The organism is Mycolicibacterium confluentis (assembly GCF_010729895.1).
Lineage (GTDB): Bacteria > Actinomycetota > Actinomycetes > Mycobacteriales > Mycobacteriaceae > Mycobacterium > Mycobacterium confluentis.
Genome location: NZ_AP022612.1, coordinates 2,361,203 through 2,378,074 on the forward strand (window position 1 = coordinate 2,361,203; position 16,872 = coordinate 2,378,074).

The 16,872-nt window shown below is 68.6% G+C and carries 17 protein-coding genes; 9 read left to right on the forward strand and 8 right to left on the reverse strand.

What is annotated here, in order from left to right; translation table 11 throughout:
- Positions 1–175 precede the first annotated feature (175 nt).
- Positions 176–1,387: an acyltransferase family protein gene (locus tag G6N34_RS10890; RefSeq protein ID WP_085150948.1), complete on the forward strand. Its 1,212-nt coding sequence runs from the start codon at positions 176–178 to the stop codon at positions 1,385–1,387.
- Between the two features lie 12 nt (positions 1,388–1,399).
- Complete coding sequence (locus G6N34_RS10895) at positions 1,400–2,095, forward strand: Rv0518 family GDSL lipase (RefSeq protein WP_407663267.1); 696 nt, start codon at positions 1,400–1,402, stop codon at positions 2,093–2,095.
- Between the two features lie 173 nt (positions 2,096–2,268).
- On the opposite strand, the gene katG is transcribed toward G6N34_RS10895, so the two are convergent.
- From katG to G6N34_RS10910, 3 genes are all read right to left on the reverse strand, one after another.
- Positions 2,269–4,491, reverse strand: a complete 2,223-nt coding sequence (gene katG, locus G6N34_RS10900; protein ID WP_085150949.1) for a catalase/peroxidase HPI — start codon at positions 4,489–4,491, stop codon at positions 2,269–2,271.
- A gap of 36 nt (positions 4,492–4,527) precedes the next feature.
- A complete protein-coding gene (locus G6N34_RS10905) occupies positions 4,528–4,971 on the reverse strand; it encodes a Fur family transcriptional regulator (protein ID WP_085150950.1) in 444 nt (147 codons plus the stop codon).
- A gap of 73 nt (positions 4,972–5,044) precedes the next feature.
- Positions 5,045–5,806, reverse strand: coding sequence for a glutamine amidotransferase (locus tag G6N34_RS10910; protein WP_085150951.1), 762 nt, complete (start codon positions 5,804–5,806; stop codon positions 5,045–5,047).
- An 86-nt stretch (positions 5,807–5,892) separates the two neighbouring features.
- On the opposite strand from G6N34_RS10910, the gene G6N34_RS10915 reads away from it, so the two are divergent.
- From G6N34_RS10915 to G6N34_RS10930, 4 genes are all read left to right on the forward strand, one after another.
- Positions 5,893–6,846 carry an enolase C-terminal domain-like protein gene (locus tag G6N34_RS10915; RefSeq protein WP_085150952.1) on the forward strand — a complete coding sequence of 318 codons (954 nt, stop codon included), beginning with the start codon at positions 5,893–5,895 and terminating at the stop codon, positions 6,844–6,846.
- A 58-nt stretch (positions 6,847–6,904) separates the two neighbouring features.
- The gene (tpx, locus tag G6N34_RS10920) at positions 6,905–7,399 is read left to right on the forward strand and encodes a thiol peroxidase (RefSeq protein ID WP_085150953.1); all 495 of its coding nucleotides are present in this window, start codon (positions 6,905–6,907) and stop codon (positions 7,397–7,399) included.
- Positions 7,400–7,601: 202 nt separating this feature from the next.
- Entirely contained in the window at positions 7,602–8,282 is a 681-nt protein-coding gene (gene ripD / locus G6N34_RS10925) for an NlpC/P60 family peptidoglycan-binding protein RipD (RefSeq protein WP_085150954.1), read from the forward strand.
- Positions 8,283–8,337: 55 nt separating this feature from the next.
- A complete protein-coding gene (locus tag G6N34_RS10930; protein WP_085150955.1) occupies positions 8,338–9,120 on the forward strand; it encodes a hypothetical protein in 783 nt (260 codons plus the stop codon).
- On the opposite strand, the gene tenA is transcribed toward G6N34_RS10930, so the two are convergent.
- Entirely contained in the window at positions 9,117–9,818 is a 702-nt protein-coding gene (tenA, locus tag G6N34_RS10935) for a thiaminase II (protein ID WP_085150956.1), read from the reverse strand. The two genes, G6N34_RS10930 and tenA, sit on opposite strands and share 4 nt — an antisense overlap.
- A gap of 26 nt (positions 9,819–9,844) precedes the next feature.
- A complete protein-coding gene (locus tag G6N34_RS10940) occupies positions 9,845–11,404 on the reverse strand; it encodes a class I adenylate-forming enzyme family protein (protein WP_234812823.1) in 1,560 nt (519 codons plus the stop codon).
- A 134-nt stretch (positions 11,405–11,538) separates the two neighbouring features.
- Here G6N34_RS10940 and G6N34_RS10945 point away from each other — a divergent pair, with 134 nt between their 5' ends.
- Entirely contained in the window at positions 11,539–12,291 is a 753-nt protein-coding gene (locus G6N34_RS10945; protein ID WP_133057731.1) for a hypothetical protein, read from the forward strand.
- 3 nt (positions 12,292–12,294) lie between these two features.
- On the opposite strand, the gene G6N34_RS10950 is transcribed toward G6N34_RS10945, so the two are convergent.
- From G6N34_RS10950 to G6N34_RS10960, 3 genes are all read right to left on the reverse strand, one after another.
- Positions 12,295–13,161, reverse strand: a complete 867-nt coding sequence (locus G6N34_RS10950) for an MPT63 family protein (RefSeq protein WP_085150959.1) — start codon at positions 13,159–13,161, stop codon at positions 12,295–12,297.
- A 122-nt stretch (positions 13,162–13,283) separates the two neighbouring features.
- Complete coding sequence (locus G6N34_RS10955) at positions 13,284–14,768, reverse strand: FAD-dependent oxidoreductase (RefSeq protein ID WP_085150960.1); 1,485 nt, start codon at positions 14,766–14,768, stop codon at positions 13,284–13,286.
- Positions 14,765–15,172, reverse strand: a complete 408-nt coding sequence (locus tag G6N34_RS10960) for a hypothetical protein (protein WP_085150961.1) — start codon at positions 15,170–15,172, stop codon at positions 14,765–14,767. The genes G6N34_RS10955 and G6N34_RS10960 overlap by 4 nt, the downstream gene beginning before the upstream one ends.
- Before the next feature lie 93 nt (positions 15,173–15,265).
- Between G6N34_RS10960 and G6N34_RS10965 the strand changes: the two genes are divergently transcribed.
- Both G6N34_RS10965 and G6N34_RS10970 read left to right on the forward strand, forming a co-directional pair.
- Entirely contained in the window at positions 15,266–15,826 is a 561-nt protein-coding gene (locus G6N34_RS10965; RefSeq protein ID WP_085150962.1) for a TetR/AcrR family transcriptional regulator, read from the forward strand.
- A 25-nt stretch (positions 15,827–15,851) separates the two neighbouring features.
- Positions 15,852–16,841 carry an NAD-dependent epimerase/dehydratase family protein gene (locus G6N34_RS10970; protein ID WP_085150963.1) on the forward strand — a complete coding sequence of 330 codons (990 nt, stop codon included), beginning with the start codon at positions 15,852–15,854 and terminating at the stop codon, positions 16,839–16,841.
- Positions 16,842–16,872 lie beyond the last annotated feature (31 nt).

The following is a 16,872-nucleotide window of genomic DNA, read 5'->3' on the forward strand; positions in this document are numbered from 1 at the left end:
AGCATCTGCACAGGTTCGCCTCCCGCATGCACTGTCCGCACGCTGTTAGGCTACTGACGCTCGCCGGTTGGCCGAGTCGGGTGCAGGGGTTAATTTCGCCCGGGCACCTACGGTCACCGCCCGGTCGGGCTTCGCGAAACTGACGTGAAATCGGATACGTGACGGAAGTGTGTTTGTGCGCGGTGGAGAGATCAGGGCCCTGACGGGCTTGCGCATTCTCGCCGCGGTCTGGGTTGTGCTGTTTCACTTCCGTCCGCTGCTGGCGGCGGCCGCGCCCACCCTGAGCGAGGCGCTGGCACCCGTGCTGAACTCCGGCGCCCAAGGCGTTGACCTGTTCTTCATCCTCAGCGGTTTCGTGCTCACCTGGAACTACCTGGACCGGATGGGTCCATCATGGTCGACCCGCGAGACCCTGCACTTCCTGTGGCTGCGGCTGTCCCGGGTGTGGCCGGTGTACCTGGTCACGCTGCACCTCGCGGCGGCCTGGATCATCTTCACGCTGCACGTGGGGCACGTGCCGTCGGAGAACACCGATCAGCTCACCGCCCTCAGCTACGTGCGTCAGCTTCTGCTGGTGCAGTTGTGGTCCGAGCCGTTCTTCGACGGCACCAGTTGGGACGGGCCGGCCTGGTCGATCAGTGCCGAATGGCTGGCGTACCTGCTGTTCGGGGCGCTGATCCTGGTCATCTTCAGGATGACGGCGGTGACCCGCGCCCGCAGCCTGCTGCTGCTGGCTGTCGCGGCCTCGTCGGGACCGGTGCTGCTGCTTCTGGCCAGCGGCGAGTTCTACACGCCGTGGAGTTGGCTGCCGCGCATCGTCATGCAGTTCACCGCCGGCGTGCTGGCCTGCGCGGCCGTGCGCAAACTGCGTCTCGGGCACGGGCAACGGCAGATCGCGGGAGCCACGGCCCTGCTGATCGCGCTGGCCATCATCGGCCTGCAGTACTGGTTTGACGCCAACCCGATCTCCGGGGTCAGCGACAGCAGTGGCGTGGTCGACCTGCTGTTCGTGCCGCTTGTCGCGGCGCTGGCGGTGGGCGTGGGGGCGCTGCCGACCCTGTTGGCGACGTCGGTCATGGTCTACGGCGGTCACATCTCGTTCTCGCTGTACATGGTCCATGAACTGGTCCACACCGCATGGACCTGGACCGAGCAGCAGTTCAACCTGACGCTGCAGGGTTGGCCGGGCCCGCTGATGCTGCTCGGCATCTTCGCGGCCACGCTGGCGGGTGCGGCCGCGCTGTATCACGGTGTGGAGGAGCCGGCCCGCAAGTGGATGCGGCGCATGCTCGATACGCGGGGATCGGGCCCGGAACCGCCTCGGCCCCTTGTGTCGTCAGCGAATGTTCCTGCGCCGCTGCAGGTTTTCCGGCCCACCGCGCCGTAAGATGTGCTCGTGATCGACCTGGGGGCGGGCCGCCTGTCTGCGCTGTTCGTGATGACGGCCCTGCTTCTCGGCGTGTTCGCCGCACCGCCGGTCACGGTGTCACCGATGACGCGCGAGACACCGATTCAGCGTGTCGCGGTCATCGGCGACTCCTACACCAACGGCACCGATGAGGGCGGCCTGGGCCCGCAGGCCTGGACCGTGCGGGCGTGGCAGACACTCTCGCGACAGGGCATCTCGGTGGCCGCCGACGTGGCCGCCGAGGGTCGCGCCGGGTACGACACCGTCGGCAACCGCGGCAGCGTGTTCAGGAATCTGGTGGCCCGCGCGGTTCGCCCCGACGACACGCTGATCGTGTTCTACGGATCCCGCAACGACCGCGAGGTCCCGCCCGAACGGCTCGCCGAGGCGGTGCGGGACACGCTCCTGCAGGCCCGGCGCACCGCGCCCCAGGCGCGTCTGCTGGTCATCAGCACGCCGTGGCCGACGGCCGACGTACCTCCCGACATCCTCGGCATCCGCGATGTGCTGGCCACGCAGGCGCGCATCGTGGGCGCCAGTTTCGTCGATCCGATTGCGGCGCGGTGGTTCGTCGATCAGCCCTGGCTGATCGGTTCCGACGGCGTCCATCCCACCGACGCCGGGCACGCCTACATGGCGGACAATATCGCGCCGCTGATCGCCGGGCAGCTTCCGCGCACCGTCTGACCCGATTCCACAGCCCTCGCCGCGGCCACTCTCTTACGCTGCGGATGGGGGATGGGGCGTCAGGACCGCCTACGAACTCCTCCTCGCAGACGCGTGACAACTCCGTAAAAGGACAGTGCCCCGCGAGCCGAAGCTCGCGGGGCACTGCCACTTCTCAGGGCTGCAGAGAAGTCTTACTTCGTGACGTCGAACCGGTCGGCGTCGAGCACCTTGGTGAATGCCGCGACGAAGTCCTTGACGAACTTCTCCTTGGCGTCGTCCTCGGCGTAGACCTCGGCGACCGCCCGCAGCTGCGAGTTGGAGCCGAACAGCAGGTCGACGCGGGTGCCGGTCCACTTCTGCTCGCCGGTGGCGCGATCGGTGGCGACGTAGGTGCCGTCGTCAGCCGGCGACGCCTTCCACTCGACGCCCATGTCGAGCAGGTTGACGAAGAAGTCGTTCGTCAGCGCGCCCGGGGTGTCGGTGAACACGCCGTGCTTGGTGCCACCGAAGTTGGTGTCCAGCACGCGCAGACCGCCGACCAGGACCGTCAGCTCGGGAGCCGACACACCCAGCAGGTTGGCCCGATCGATCAGCCGGAACTCCGCCGGAAGGACGCCGCCCTTGCCGAGGTAGTTGCGGAAGCCGTCGGCCTTGGGCTCGAGGTAGGAGAACGACTCGACGTCGGTCTGCTCCTGCGTGGCGTCGCCGCGGCCCGGGGTGAACGGCACCGTGACGTCGAAACCGGCTGCCTTGGCGGCCTTCTCGACACCGACGACGCCGCCGAGGACCACCAGGTCGGCGAAGGACACGGTCACGCCCGCCGAGGACTGGATCTCCTCGAGCTTGGCGATGACCTGGGCCAGCTCGTCGGGCTCGTTGACCTCCCAGCCCAGCTGCGGCTGCAGGCGGATGCGGCCACCGTTGGCGCCGCCGCGCAGGTCGCTCGAACGGAACGACGACGCGGCCTTCCACGCGGTCGAAACCAGCTGCGAGACGGTCAGACCCGAGTCGGCGATGGCCGACTTGAGCGTGGCGACATCAGCAGCGGACAGCTGCGGGCCGGCCGGGGTGATGTCCTGCCACAACCAGGTGTCCTTGGGCGTCTCCGGACCGAGGTAGCGGTCCACGGGTCCCATGTCGCGGTGCAGCAGCTTGAACCACGCCTTGGCGAACTCCTCGGCGAGCTCCTCCGGGTGATCCAGCCAGCGGCGGGTGATCTGCCCGTAGATCGGGTCGAAGCGCAGCGCGAGGTCCGAGGTCAGCATCGACGGATGGGTCTTGCCGGTGCCCTGGGCCTCCGGGACCGAGTTGGCCCAGCCGTTGTCCTTCGGCTTCCACTGGTTGGCGCCGGCGGGGCTCTTGGTCAGCTCCCACTCGTTGCCGTACAGGATCTCCAGGAAGCTGTTGTCCCACTTGGTGGGCGTGTGCGTCCAGATGACCTCGAGGCCCGACGACACCGTGTCGTTGCCGTGGCCGGTGCCCTGCGGGTTGTGCCAGCCCAGGCCCTGCAGCTCCAGGTCGGCGGCCTCGGGCTCGGGGCCGACGAGTTCGGCGTCACCGTTGCCGTGGGTCTTGCCGAAGGTGTGGCCGCCGACGATCAGGGCCGCGGTCTCGATGTCGTTCATCGCCATGCGAGCGAAGGTGTCGCGGATGTCGACGGCCGAGGCCAGCGGATCCGGGTTGCCGTTGGGGCCTTCGGGGTTGACGTAGATCAGGCCCATCTGGACTGCGGCCAGCGGGTTGTCCAGGTCGCGCTCACCGGTGTAGCGCTTGTCGTCGAGCCACTCCTGCTCGGGACCCCAGTAGACGTCCTCCTCGGGCTCCCAGCGGTCCTCGCGGCCGAACGCGAAACCGGCGGTGCGGAAGCCCATGTCCTCCAGCGCCACGTTGCCGGCGTAGACGATCAGGTCGGCCCACGAGACGTTCTTGCCGTACTTCTTCTTGACGGGCCACAGCAGGCGGCGCGCCTTGTCCAGGTTGACGTTGTCGGGCCAGCTGTTGAGCGGCGCGAAGCGCTGCATGCCCGCCCCGGCGCCGCCGCGGCCGTCCTGCACGCGGTAGGTGCCCGCGGCGTGCCACGCCATACGGATGAACAGCGGGCCGTAGTGCCCGAAGTCAGCCGGCCACCAGTCCTGCGAGGTCCGCATGACCTCGACGATGTCGGCACGCAGCGCGTCGACGTCCAGGCTCTGGACGGCCGCGGTGTAGTCGAAGTCCTCGTCCAGCGGGTTGATGACCTCGGGGTTCTTCTGCAGGATCTTCAGGTTCAGCTGGTTGGGCCACCAGTCCCGGTTGGAGCCGCCGGCGACCGGAGGCTTGATGCTGCCGAAGCCGGCGGGGCAGCCGCCCTGGGCCGCGTCCGTCTGGGCCTCGCCTACGGGCGGGCTGTCTTGAATCGGGCGATCGTCAGGCACTGACGGTTCCTTTCGAGAGGGTGAAATGGGCTGTGATCACCAATGTGATCGTGAAATCTGAGTTTTCGAGCAGTCGGGGCACAGGCCCCAGTAGATGACCTCGGCTTCGTCGATCATGTAGCCGCGATCATCGGAGGCCGTCAGGCAGGGAGCCTCGCCGATCGCGCAGTCGACGTCGGCGATCTCGCCGCACGCACGGCAGACGATGTGGTGGTGGTTGTCGCCCACACGGGATTCGTAGCGCGCGACCGATCCGGAGGGCTGGATCCGGCGGACGAGGCCGACGGCGGTCAGGGCATTGAGCGAATCGTAAACCGCCTGGTGGGAGACATCGGGCAGGTCCTGGCGGACCGCCCGGATGATGGTGTCGGTGTCAGCGTGTGCGTGCTCGCAGACGGCGCCCAACACCGCGACCCGAGGCCGGGTCACGCGAAGGTCAGCTGCACGCAGCTGGTTCGCGAAGTCGGGCGTCGTGGTCACATGAGTATGTCTACCGAGTTTTCTTGAATCAGTCAAGATTGATCACGGTGAGTCGAACCGCCGACGGCGACGCTCAGCGGGAACAGCGTACGACGAAGTTCCGCACAATCAATGACGAATGCTCGATGTGTCGTGCCTGCGCAGCGGCCTTGATCGCGTCAGCCGTCTCCGGCGGGAAGTACCCGGCGTGCTTGTACGCCTCGACGCGGGTGGCCATGCCCTCGGCGTCGAGTTCCGGGTGGAACTGCGTGGCGTAAACGTTGGTGCCCACGCGGAACGCCTGGACCGGGCAGTCGGCCGACTGCGCAAGTCGCACCGCGCCCGCCGGCAGGGTGGAGGCGGCCTCGCGGTGTCCGCCCAGCGCGTCGAACACTGTGGGCACGCCGGCGAACAGGGGGTCCGCGCGGCCGTCGTCGGTGAGTTCGACGGTGACCGGACCCACCGGTTCGGGGAAGGAGCGGTCGACGGTCGCGCCGATGACGGTGCCCAGGGTGCCGACCCCGTAACAGCAGCCGAGGAAGGGGAAGTCCCGGTCGACGATGCACTCGAGCAGGCCGCGAAGTTCACCCTCGACTCGTCGCTGGGTCGACGACTTGGACTCGGGTGCATCGCTGACGTTGTACGGACCGCCGCCCAGGATCACCCCGGACCAGTCGTCGAGGTCGATGTCGCCCAGCGGGGTCCTGGTCATCACCACTCGGTGCAGTTCGTCGGCGTCCAGACCGCCGAAGCGCCGCACGGCCCGGTACTCGTCGGCAGAGGCGGCGCGGTCGTCGCGGATGGAGAGCAGAAGGAAGGGCCGTCGGGGTGTGCGTGTCGCCGCGGGTCCGGTCACGACGTCGACCTTCCTTCCCCCAGTGGAACGGTCCTGTTCGTGGAGTCGATTCTCGCACTGAAGACCGTCCGCTAGCGTGAGCCTCGGTGCGCACTTTCATTGATTTCGACGATGCTCCGGTCTTCTCGATTCCCAGGATCGACGGATCGGTCTACGCCGGTGTGCTCGTCGAGGGCCCGCAGGGCTGGGGTGAGTTCGCCCCCGGTCTCGAGGCCGACCTCGAGACCGCGGTCCGCTGGTTGACGTCCGCCGTGGAACCGGGGACCGTGGGCTGGCCCGATCCCGTGCGGGGCCGGATACCCATCGCGGTGTCGGTGCCCGACGTCGACGCCGAGCGGGCCCGTCAGCTGGTGGCCCAGTCCGGTTGTGCCGCCGCCGATGTCACCGTCGCGGCCCATCCTGGCTCACTGGTTGAGGATCTGGCCCGGGTGGCCGCTGTCCGCGAGGTGCTCGGATCCGGTGGGGTGATCCGCCTCGATGCCCGCGGGTGCTGGGATGTCGACACCGCGGCGGCCGCGATCCCAGAACTCGAACGTGCCGCCGGCGGCCTGGAATTCGTCGCGCAACCGTGTCCCGACCTGGACCAGACCGCGCGGGTGCGCGCCAAGGTCGGCGTGCGCATCGCGGTGCCGGTGACGGTACAGACCCCGGCGGCCGAACTGGCCGATGCGGCCGACGTGCTGGTGCTGACCACCGGTCCGCTCGGCGGCGTGCGCCGTGCCCTGCGGGTTGCCGAGCGATGTGAGCTTCCGGCGGTGGTGACCTCGGCGGGGGAGACGACGATCGGCCTGTCGAGTGGCCTGGCCCTGGCCGGCGCCCTGCCGGACCTGCCGTTCGCGTGTGCGCTCGACGGGGTGTCGCGGCTGCGCGCCGACGTGGTGCCGGGTTCCCGGTCCCTGATCCCCGTGGACGGGCATCTGCCGGTGGCGCCCATGCCGCCCGGCCCGGACCGCGAGGCACTGGATCGCTTCGCCGTCACCGACGCGGCGGCGGTCGCCCGGTGGCGTGCGCTTGTGACTGCGGCGTTGAGCAGGTTGTGACCTGGCGCGACGCGCACCCGGTCCAGCACCGCGGGCGGCGACTTGGCAGACTGTGCGCATGGCACAGATAACCTTGCGCGGAAACCCCATCAACACGGTCGGTGACCTGCCCGGCGTCGGATCTCCGGCGCCCAGCTTCACGCTCACCGGCACCGACCTCGGCGAGGTCGGCAACGATCAGTTCAGCGGTAAGGCAGTGGTGCTGAACATCTTTCCGTCGATCGACACGCCGGTCTGTGCGACCAGCGTCCGCACCTTCAACGAGCGGGCCGCCGCGAGCGGTGTCGCCGTGCTGTGCGTGTCCAAGGATCTGCCGTTCGCGCAGAAGCGGTTCTGCGGTGCCGAGGGCATCGAGAACGTCACGACCGCGTCGGCGTTCCGCAGCAGCTTCGGCGAGGACTTCGGGATCACCATCGCCGACGGCCCGATGGCGGGCCTGCTCGGCCGCGCGGTCGTGGTGATCGGTGCCGACGGCAACGTCAGCTACACCGAGTTGGTCCCCGAAATCGGCTCCGAACCCGATTACGACGCGGCCCTGGCAGCCCTGGGCTGACCGCCCGACACATTCCGGCGCCCGTACGGCATCGCTTGCGATGCGGTACGGGCGCCGTTCTGTTGCAAGGAGTTCGCGATGTGTCACCGTTCGGTCACGGAACGGCATCGCCTTATGCGAGCCACCGATCGGGATTGGTCTGTTGTCAGCCCCCTGTTGTAGAAGTGAATAGAGAGGCTGACGTGACGAAAGTTGAAGGTCGATGAGACGCATCTGGGCGCCGGTGATCGCACTGGCGATGGCTATGGCGACGGTTTTGGCGACGGTTTTGGCGACGGCCGGGGTGGCCGGGGCCTACCCGCAGAGGCCCGCGGTCAACCAGAAGGCCGTCGAGCAGGTCATCGCGCGTGCGGTGGCCCAGCGCGGCGTGCCGTTCACCTACGGCGGCGGTGACGCGACAGGTCCCACGAAGGGCAGGCCGCAGGCGCCACCGGCGACGGCGCCCGTGCTGACCGACACCGTTCCGGCAGTTCCCGGTTCCTCGCCCCTGATCCCCGGACTCGACGTTCCGCCGTCGCCCGGCCTGGTCCTGGGCGGCCAACCGACTCCTGGGGTCGCCGCGGTGGACCAGCAGGCCGCGCAGCAGGCTGCCGAGCAGGCCAATGTCGTCGGCTTCGACGCCTCGGGCCTGATGGTCTACGCGTTCGCCGGTGTCGGAGTGAAACTGCCGCGGTCCTCGGGCGAGCAGTACAAGGTCAGCCAGAAAGTCGCGCCGTCGCAGGCCCTGCCCGGCGACCTGATCTTCTACGGCCCCGACGGCTCCCAGAGCGTCGCGCTGTTCGTGGGTAACGGTCAGATGGTGGAGGTCGCATCGCAGGGTGTCACCGTGTCGCCGGTGCGCACCACTGATATGACGCCCTACCTCGGCCGCATCATCGCCTGACTCGCCGGTGACCTGTCACCGTGATGGCAACAGTATGGCCCTAGACTGACTCGCCGTGGGTACCCTCATCGCGTTCGCGCCCTGGATTGTCTACTGGATTCTCGTAGGCAACGTCCCGTTCCTGACCGCCGTGTTGATCGCGCTGGCCATCGCGATCGCGGCCTTCGTGGTGGGGCGACTCACCGGCGGGCCGGGTCGATCGCTCGAAATCGGCGCCCTGGCAACCTTTGTCGTGCTGACCGTGCTGGCGCTGACAGTCGACCAGGCGTTCATGGAGCGCTGGATGCAGCCGCTGAGCAACATCGGCATCTTCCTCGTCGCGCTTGCGGGTGCGTTGGTGGGTAAGCCATTCGTGCGCGAGTTCGCCGAAGTCGGCCAACCGCCGGGCGTCGTCGAGACCGACCTGTTCAAGCACATCACCAGCGTGCTCACCTGGATCTGGATCGCGGCGTTCGCGGGAATGGCGATCTCCTCGACGATTCCGCCGATCGTGTACGGCGAGGCGACCATTCTCGACACCAAAACCCCGCTGTCGTTCGTGTGCTACTGGGTCATTCCGTTCGCACTGCTCGGTGCGGCCGCGGTGGCCTCCCGCTATCTGCCCGACCGGATGCTCGCGGGCATCGACGATGTCGAGCGCAAGACCAGTTTCGTCGCCTACAGCGAAGCCGCCATCGACGAGTTGTATTACCTGGCACAGCAACACGTCGACAAAGAGGTCGGCGCCGGCCAGGAGGCCTACAACGTCAAGGTCGGCGGCAGCGGCACCCCGCTGACCGGGGACGAGAGTCGCCTGTCCTGGCCGGCCACCTACAAGGTGCGGGACCGCAAGCGCTAGACGGGCCACTCTTCGATGCGGTGGCCCGCATCGAAGAACATCCACTCATAGCGTGACGTCGTCACGAAATGCCCGCGGGCGGCGGCCTCCTCGTCGGGCGCCAACCCCCCGCCGACGCGGTCGGTCAGGTTGAGAACCTCGGTGACCGTGGCGGCGAAGTCTTCCCCGCCGTAGCTGTCGATCCAGAGTTGGTAGCGCGGATCGGACGAACCGCGCTGCAGCAGTTCGGCACCCACTCGCGCGTAGATCCAGTAGCACGGCAGCACCGCCGCAAGGCCTTCGGCGAAGGACCCGCCGTAGGCCGTGGCCAGCAGGTAGCTGGTGTAGGCGCAGGTGGTGGGGCCGGGCGGAACGTCGGCGAGGCTCTCTGAGCTCAACCCCAACTGCGGCAGCAGTTCCCGGTGCAGCGCCAACTCGACGTCGAACACCTCGGCCGCGTGCCGGGCGAACATCGCGGTGTCGGCGGGTGTCGGAGCCTTGGCCGAGACCACCGACAGGGCTTTGGCGTAGTCGCGCAGATAGTGCACATCCTGCGCGACGTAATGGGCGAACGCCTCAGGCGCCAGAGTGCCGTCGGTCAATCCCGTGATGAACGGGTGACCGATGATCGCGGGATAGACGTCGTGATCTATGGCGCCCCACAGGCGGGCCGACCACGACTGTGGGTCTCGGACAGTCAGGGATTCTGCGCTGCTCATCGCGCCACAACTTACCGGACGCCGGGTCAGTTGAGTCGGTGGGACGCGAGGATGCCGTCGGAGATCAACGCGCGCAGGGTGTTTCGGTCCACTTTGCCGCTGGGCAGGGTCGGTATCTGCTCGCTGGTGGCAATCACCCACCGAGTGGGCACCTTGTAACTGGACAACTGCGCGCGGGTCAACCGCGCAATCGAGTCGAGGTCCAGTGTGGAGTTCGCGGGGACCAGCAACGCGCACACCTCCTCGGTGCGCACCGCGTCGTCCACACCGAGGACCACACACTGCGCCACGTCGGGGATCGCGGCGACGACGGCCTCGACCTCGAGTGGCGAGACGTTGGCGCCGGCCGACTTGATCAGGTCCGTGGTGCGGCCGACGTAGAACAACCGTGGATCACCGGATCTGCGATAGACCCGGTCGCCGGTGTGGTACCACCCGTCGGCGTCGAAGGTGTCCCCACGCTCGCGTTTGTTGTAGCCGGCCATCACACCGATGCCGCGGACCAGCAGTTCGCCGACGGTCCCGTCATCGACCGGATCGCCCTCGTCGTCGACGATGGCGATGTCGGTGTAGACGAAGCCGCCTGCCGTCTCGGACATGGTGCGGTGCACGGGAAATCCGTCCGGGACGTTGACCATCGCGATGTCGATCGGCCCGTCTTTGAGCAGTGGGGCACTGGACAGGTCGCGGGTGGTGAACGACGGATCCTCGCGCAGTTTCTGGGTGAACGCCGGCCACCCGATGACGCCGGTGCCGCGTTCGCGTTCGATCAGGTCCAGCGCGGTTCCGGCGTCGAGCCTGGGCAGTGTCAGCAGCGTGAGGCCGCCGTGCAGGCCGCCCATCGCCGCGAGCACACCACCGATCCAGAAGAACGGCATGGCGCACAGCACCCGGACCGACGCGTCGGACCCGGTGACCATGCGGACGGCCTCGGGCCAGGTCGACGTCTGCCGGACCAGGGTGCCGTGGGTGTGCAGCACGCCCTTCGGGTCCGCCGTGGATCCCGAGGTGTGCACCATGATCGCGAGGTCCGCCGGTGCGACTTCGAGTTCGGCCGCGCCGAGAAGCTCTGCGGGGGAACATGATTCGCTTTCGGTGTGACCGCCGGTAGCCCACGCCCGATCAGTGGGCCCGGTCAGCACGATCGTGCGCAGGTACGGCGCGCCTGCGAGCGCGAGCACCGCGCCGGACTGCTCCGCGAGGTCGGGGAATGCGGACTCGAACTGCTGCGCGACGTCGATGGTGAGCACCCGATCCGGCGCCACCAGGACGGCGATGTCGGACAGCCTGGCCACTTTGGCGATCTCGGCCGGCTTGTACATGGTGCTCAGGGGGACGGCGAGTGCACCGATTCGGGCCGTCGCCAACCACCACAGCACCCAGTCGACCCCGTTGGGGAAGAACAGGCCGACGCGGGTGCCCTTGCCCACGCCGCGGCGCAGCAGCCAGCGAGCGATCTCCGCCGATCGTTGTTCGGCCTGGGCGAAGGTCAACCGCTCCGTCGGGGTCACCACGTAGTCCTTCTGCCCGAACTCCGTCGCGGTGCGGTGCAGCAGGGCCGGGACGGTCAGCGGTGATGAGGTCACGAGTCGATCTTCGCCGATACGTCCACGCGGAGGTGTGCGGCCCCGCCGACTACCCTCGACAGGCGACAGCATTACGTCAGGAATCAGCACTGGAACGGAACTGAGAGGGACGGATGGACGCAGAGTCGGATCCTGTGGCCGACAGCGCTGACAACACCGAACCGCTGCCCGTCCCGAGTCTGGGCGGATACGCCGTGCGGCCCAGCCGTGAGGTGGTCGAGCATCAGGCGCAGCGCGCCGCCGTCGATGACCCGCATCATGTGCCCACCGTCCTGCCGCCGTTCGACTTCTCGGCACTGGACATGAAGCGGGCGCCCATGAGTCGCGCGCGCTGGGCGATGGTCGCGGGTGCGGTGGGGGTGGTGGCCGTGGTCGTCGGGGCGCTCACCGTGGCGGCCACCCGATCCGAGGACACCGCGACTGTCGCCGAGGAGACTCCGGTCCTCGAGGACACGCGCGATCCGGCGGCCGAACAGCGGTTGGCCACGCTGCTGCCCACCGGAGTTCCGGCGGAAGCCTGCGCGGCGAGCGCACCGCAGGCAGATGCGCTGGCGCAGCTCAACTGTCGCGCGGCCGCCGATCCGGCGGAGCGGCCGGCGGCCCGGTACACCCTGGTCGCCGACCGGGACACGCTGGTGTCCACGTTCGACCGCATGGTGCAGTCGTCCTCAGTGGTGGTCTGTCCGGGGCGGATTCAGTCCCCGGGCCCGTGGCGGCGCAACGCGACCCCGAACGTGGTGAGCGGCACGGTGTTCTGCGCACTGAAGGGCCAGCAGGCCCTCGTCGGCTGGACCGATGAATCCAGTCTGGTGCTCAGCGAGATCAGTGCGAACTCAGGCCAGGCAGGCCTGGACCAGTTGTTCACCTGGTGGTCCGCCAACTCCTGACTCTCAGGATGCGGGCAGCGGCGTGCCCTGGCTGCCCTGTGCGGGCCCATGCGGGGTGCCCGGCGCCGGGGTGGCGGCGGCCGAGGGTCCGTGCGGGGTGCCCTGGACCGGAGCCGCCGGAGCGGGTGTGGCTTCGGCCGGCGCGGCGGGAGCAGGGGTGGCCTCGACGGGGGCGCCCTCGACGGGGGCGGTCTCCGCCGGAGCGGATTCCGGTGTGGTGGCGTCCTCGACGGCGGTGGCATCCTCCGGAAGCGGAGTGCCCTGCCGACCCGTGGCGGGTGTGCTGGCCGGTTCGGCCTCCGGTGCCGGTGCGACCTCCGCGGGTTCGGACGCCGGCTCGGACGCTGCGGGGGCGGCGGGGGCGTCCGCGGTCGCGGCGGGAGAAGCGCTGCGCGCCGCCGGTTCCGGTGCGGGCTTGACCCACACGAGAAGATCCTCGGTGCCGTCGTTGTAGACGACGGTGTCCGGTGCGGCGCCGGTGACATCGAAGTACAGCTTGCCGGTGGACTTCTCACCCTGCGCCAAGGCATGGGGGCTGATGCCCTGCGGGCTGGCGATCTGGAAGAGCACCCGGTAGCTGTCGCCGGATTCGCTGCGGGCGTTCAGGTTCGAGATGATCGGCAGCACGGTGCCCTCGATGGCCTCGTTGGTGGCGGTGGCCTCCCACAACGTGCCCTGCGCGGCGTACGGCACGGCATCGGTGCTCTGCTTGAGATCGGCGATGGTCCAGCCCTGGACCACACCGCCGTCGTCGAGACGACCCTGCGAACCGATCTCCGTGGTCTCCGCATTGGCCAGCGGACCACCGAGCAGTCCGGCGGCGAACAGTGCGGCCGACGCGGCAGTGGTGACGAGCCACCTGGTCTTCACAATCGAACTCCCTGGGATTGCCGAAACGTTTCCCCCCGCGGGGACTGATCGAAAGTGAAACTAGCAGGTCACGTTCCGGCCTGAGGGCCTTCCCGCTCAGTTTGATCACATCCCCCCAGCGGTCAGCGCAGAGGCAACGGCGTCACGTCGGCGCACCTGCCGGTCCAGGCGTGCAGCACCGACGCCCATCCCGCCCGGTCCGCCGACGGTCCGGTCCACGCGATGTAGTCGTCGGGGCGCACCAGCACCGCGGGGCCGTCGTCGCAGCGCTGGGCCTGCAGCAGATCGACACCCGGGTGCGGAGTTTCGGCCGCGCCGCGCTCGCGGATCAGCACGAAGCCGCCGTCCCGATGCAGGTCGAGCAGTCGTCCCTCGGCCAATTGGATCTCGGTCGCACGGGTGCCGACCAGGGGGCGCTCATGGCGCCGACGACGGTAATGCAGTGTGGTCCCGGCAAAGCTCCCTGCGATCGCGTCGCGTACCCGGGGGATGCGAAGCAACCTGGGCACCACGAGGTTCCGGAGCGCTCGGGCGGGGCGCGGATTCAGCGTGATGCCGCGCGCCATCAGGCCGGACTGCAGCAGCACGCGTCTGCCGATGGGGTGGCGCTCTGCGTGATAGGTGTCCAGCACGGAGTCGTCAGCACCGCCGAGAACCGCGTCGATCTTCCACGCCAGGTTCGCGGCGTCCTGGATGCCGGTGTTCATACCCTGCCCACCCATCGGGGTGTGGACATGTGCGGCGTCGCCGGCCAGGAACACCCGGCCGTGCCGGTAGCGGGCGACCTGGCGCTCGTCGCAGTGGAACCGCGACCGCCAGCTGATCTCCAGCAGGTCGTAGTCGACGCCCATTGCGCGGGTGAGGACATCGGCGACCTCGGCGGGGTCCACGGATGCGGAGTCCGGAAGCTGATTGCCGCGGTCCCACACCATCGCCCGGTACCAGGCGCCGTCCGCATCGCGTGGCCCATAGGGAGCCAGGAGTGCGAACACCTCTCGGGTGCTGCCGACCGTGAGACCCTGCCCGTCGGGCCCGTTCCGAAGCTTGACGTCGGCGAGTGCGATCGAGGACAGCACGGTGTGACCGGGGAAACCCACGCCGAGGAGATCTCGGACGGTGCTGTGGGCGCCGTCGGCGCCGATCACGTAGCGCGCCCGCCAGCGCACCGGTTCCGCATCGCCGTCCTCGGCGGGCCTGGCGGTGACGGTCACTCCATCCGCGTCCTGCTCGAGTGCGACGACTTCGAGGCCGCGCCGGATCTCGCCACCCTGGCCTTCGGCGTAGCGGGTGAGCGCGGTGTCGACGTTGACCTGCGGCGTGATCAGGATCGAGCGGTGGGCGGTCTGCAGATGGGACATGTCGATGTGGGCCCCGCCGAAGATCGTGACGCCGGGGGCGAGGTGGCCGGTCGCGATCACGTCGTCCGCCAGACCGCGAGCCTGCAGGAGTTCGAGCGTGCGCGGCATGGTCGCAAACGCCCGACTGGCGGGGTTGATCGACGGCCAGCGTTCGAGGACGGTGACGGATCGACCGGCCCGGGCGAGGTCACCTGCAGCGGTCAGGCCGGTCGGACCGGCGCCGACGATGAGGACGTCGCATTCGTTCATCGGAGTGCTCCTTGGGGGTCGGGGTACCAGCGACGGATGTCGTCGGGGGAGGCCACGGCCGCGCGGTTGAACACGAATCGGCAGTCGGGTTGCAGCGTGTGCGCGGCGTTGACGATGGCCTCGAAAAGGAGGGTGTTGGTGGCCACGAGACGGATTCCCGCGCCGATCAGCACGGCGTCGTAGCGGTGGGTGGCCAACCGGTCCCGGGCCGTCTCGGCTCCGGCGGTGCCGAAGTCGATCAGGCAGTTGTCGACGAGGTAGCCGGCCGCCCGCAGTTCCGCGACGTTGTCGTCGTTGGCCTGGCGCAGGTTCTCGCGCGTCAGGCCGGGGAACTGGGCGAAGGCAGGGGAGGAGTAGTCGATCAGGTCGGGGTCGAGGCCGATCTGGAGGGCGGTGACGGTCATGGAATCTGCCTTTCATTCCAGCTCAACGCTTGTTGAATTGACGTTAGGCCGATCCGGTGGTGATGTCAACAACTGTTGAATAGACTCGTCGTCATGGCAGCCAAGATCCGCGACGCCGAGGCCACCCGAGCCGGAATCCTCGACGCGGCGCGCACCCAGTTCGGCACCCTCGGATTCGACCGGGCGACCATCCGGTCGATCGCCTCGGCCGCCGGGGTCGATCCCGCACTGGTCATGCACTACTTCGGCAATAAGGCGCAGTTGTTCGCCGCGGCCTCGCACCTGGAGATCGCGTTCCCGGATCTCACGGGAGTGGCGCCCGAGCGCGTGGCGGACCTGGTTCTCCCGATCTTCGCGAAGGTCTGGTCGGCGGACGGACCGTTCCTGACCCTGCTTCGTTCGGCTGCGACCAACCACGCCGCGGCCGAGGCCCTGCTCAAGGTCTTCGTCGAGCAGGTGGCGCCGGCTTTCGCCGTCGTCGCTCCGGACCGAGCGCAGGAGCGCGCGGCCATGGTCGGGTCCCAGATGCTCGGTCTCGTGGTCGCGCGCAACATCGTCGGGGTTCCGCCGTTGGCTGACATGGACGTTGCGACGCTGACAGACTGGCTGCGACCGGTGTTCGCGCACTATCTGGGTGCAGCGGCGCCGGACTGACGCGACGGAGGGGAGCGGGCGGGCGGTGCGGATTCTCATCACGGGTGCCACCGGATTCGTCGGGGCATGGACGGCCAAGGCTGTACAGGACGCGGGTCATCAGGTGCGTTTTCTGGTGCGCAACGCGGGCCGTCTGCGCACCAGTGCGGAGAAGATCGGCGTCGACGTGAGCGACCACGTCGTCGGCGACATCGCCGACGAATCCTCCACGGCTGCCGCACTCGACGGATGTGATGCGGTGATTCATTGCGCGGCAATGGTTTCCACCGACCCCAGCCGGGCCGACGAGATGCTGCGCACCAACCTCGACGGCGCGCGCAACGTACTGGGCGGCGCGGCGAAAGCCGGCCTGGACCCGATCATCCACGTCTCGAGCTTCACGGCGCTGTTCCGGCCGGGACTGGACGTGCTGCACGCCGACCTGCCGATCGTCGGCGGATCCGACGGTTACGGCAGATCCAAGGCGTTGGTGGAGGCGTACGCGCGCGGGATGCAGGATGCTGGAGCACCCGTGACCATCACCTATCCCGGCATGGTCTTGGGGCCGCCCGCGGGCGATCAGTTCGGTGAGGCCGCAGAGGGTGTCGAGGCGGCCGTGAAGATGCGTGGTGTCCCGGGTCGCAGCGCCGCCTGGATCGTGATCGACGTCCGCGACCTCGCCGACCTGCACCTCGCGCTGCTCAAGCCCGGCCAGGGACCGCGGCGATACATGGCGGGGGGCGTGCGGGTCGCGGTGAACGAGTTGGCGACGATGATCGGCTCCGCGGCAGAGCGTGGGCTACTGGTGTTTCCCGTCCCCGACACTGCGCTGCGCACGGTCGGCCGACTGTTCGACGTGATCGGCGATCAGTTGCCGTTCGAGACACCGATCAACTCTGCGGCCATGCAGTACTACACGCAGATGCCGAAGTCCGATGACGAACCCGCGCACCGCGATCTGGGCGTCACGTGGCGTGATCCGGCAGTGACGATCGCCGACACCGTCGACGGACTCATCGGGGTGGGCCGACTCTGATCCTGTTGCGCCGAGAAGAGCCACGATCACA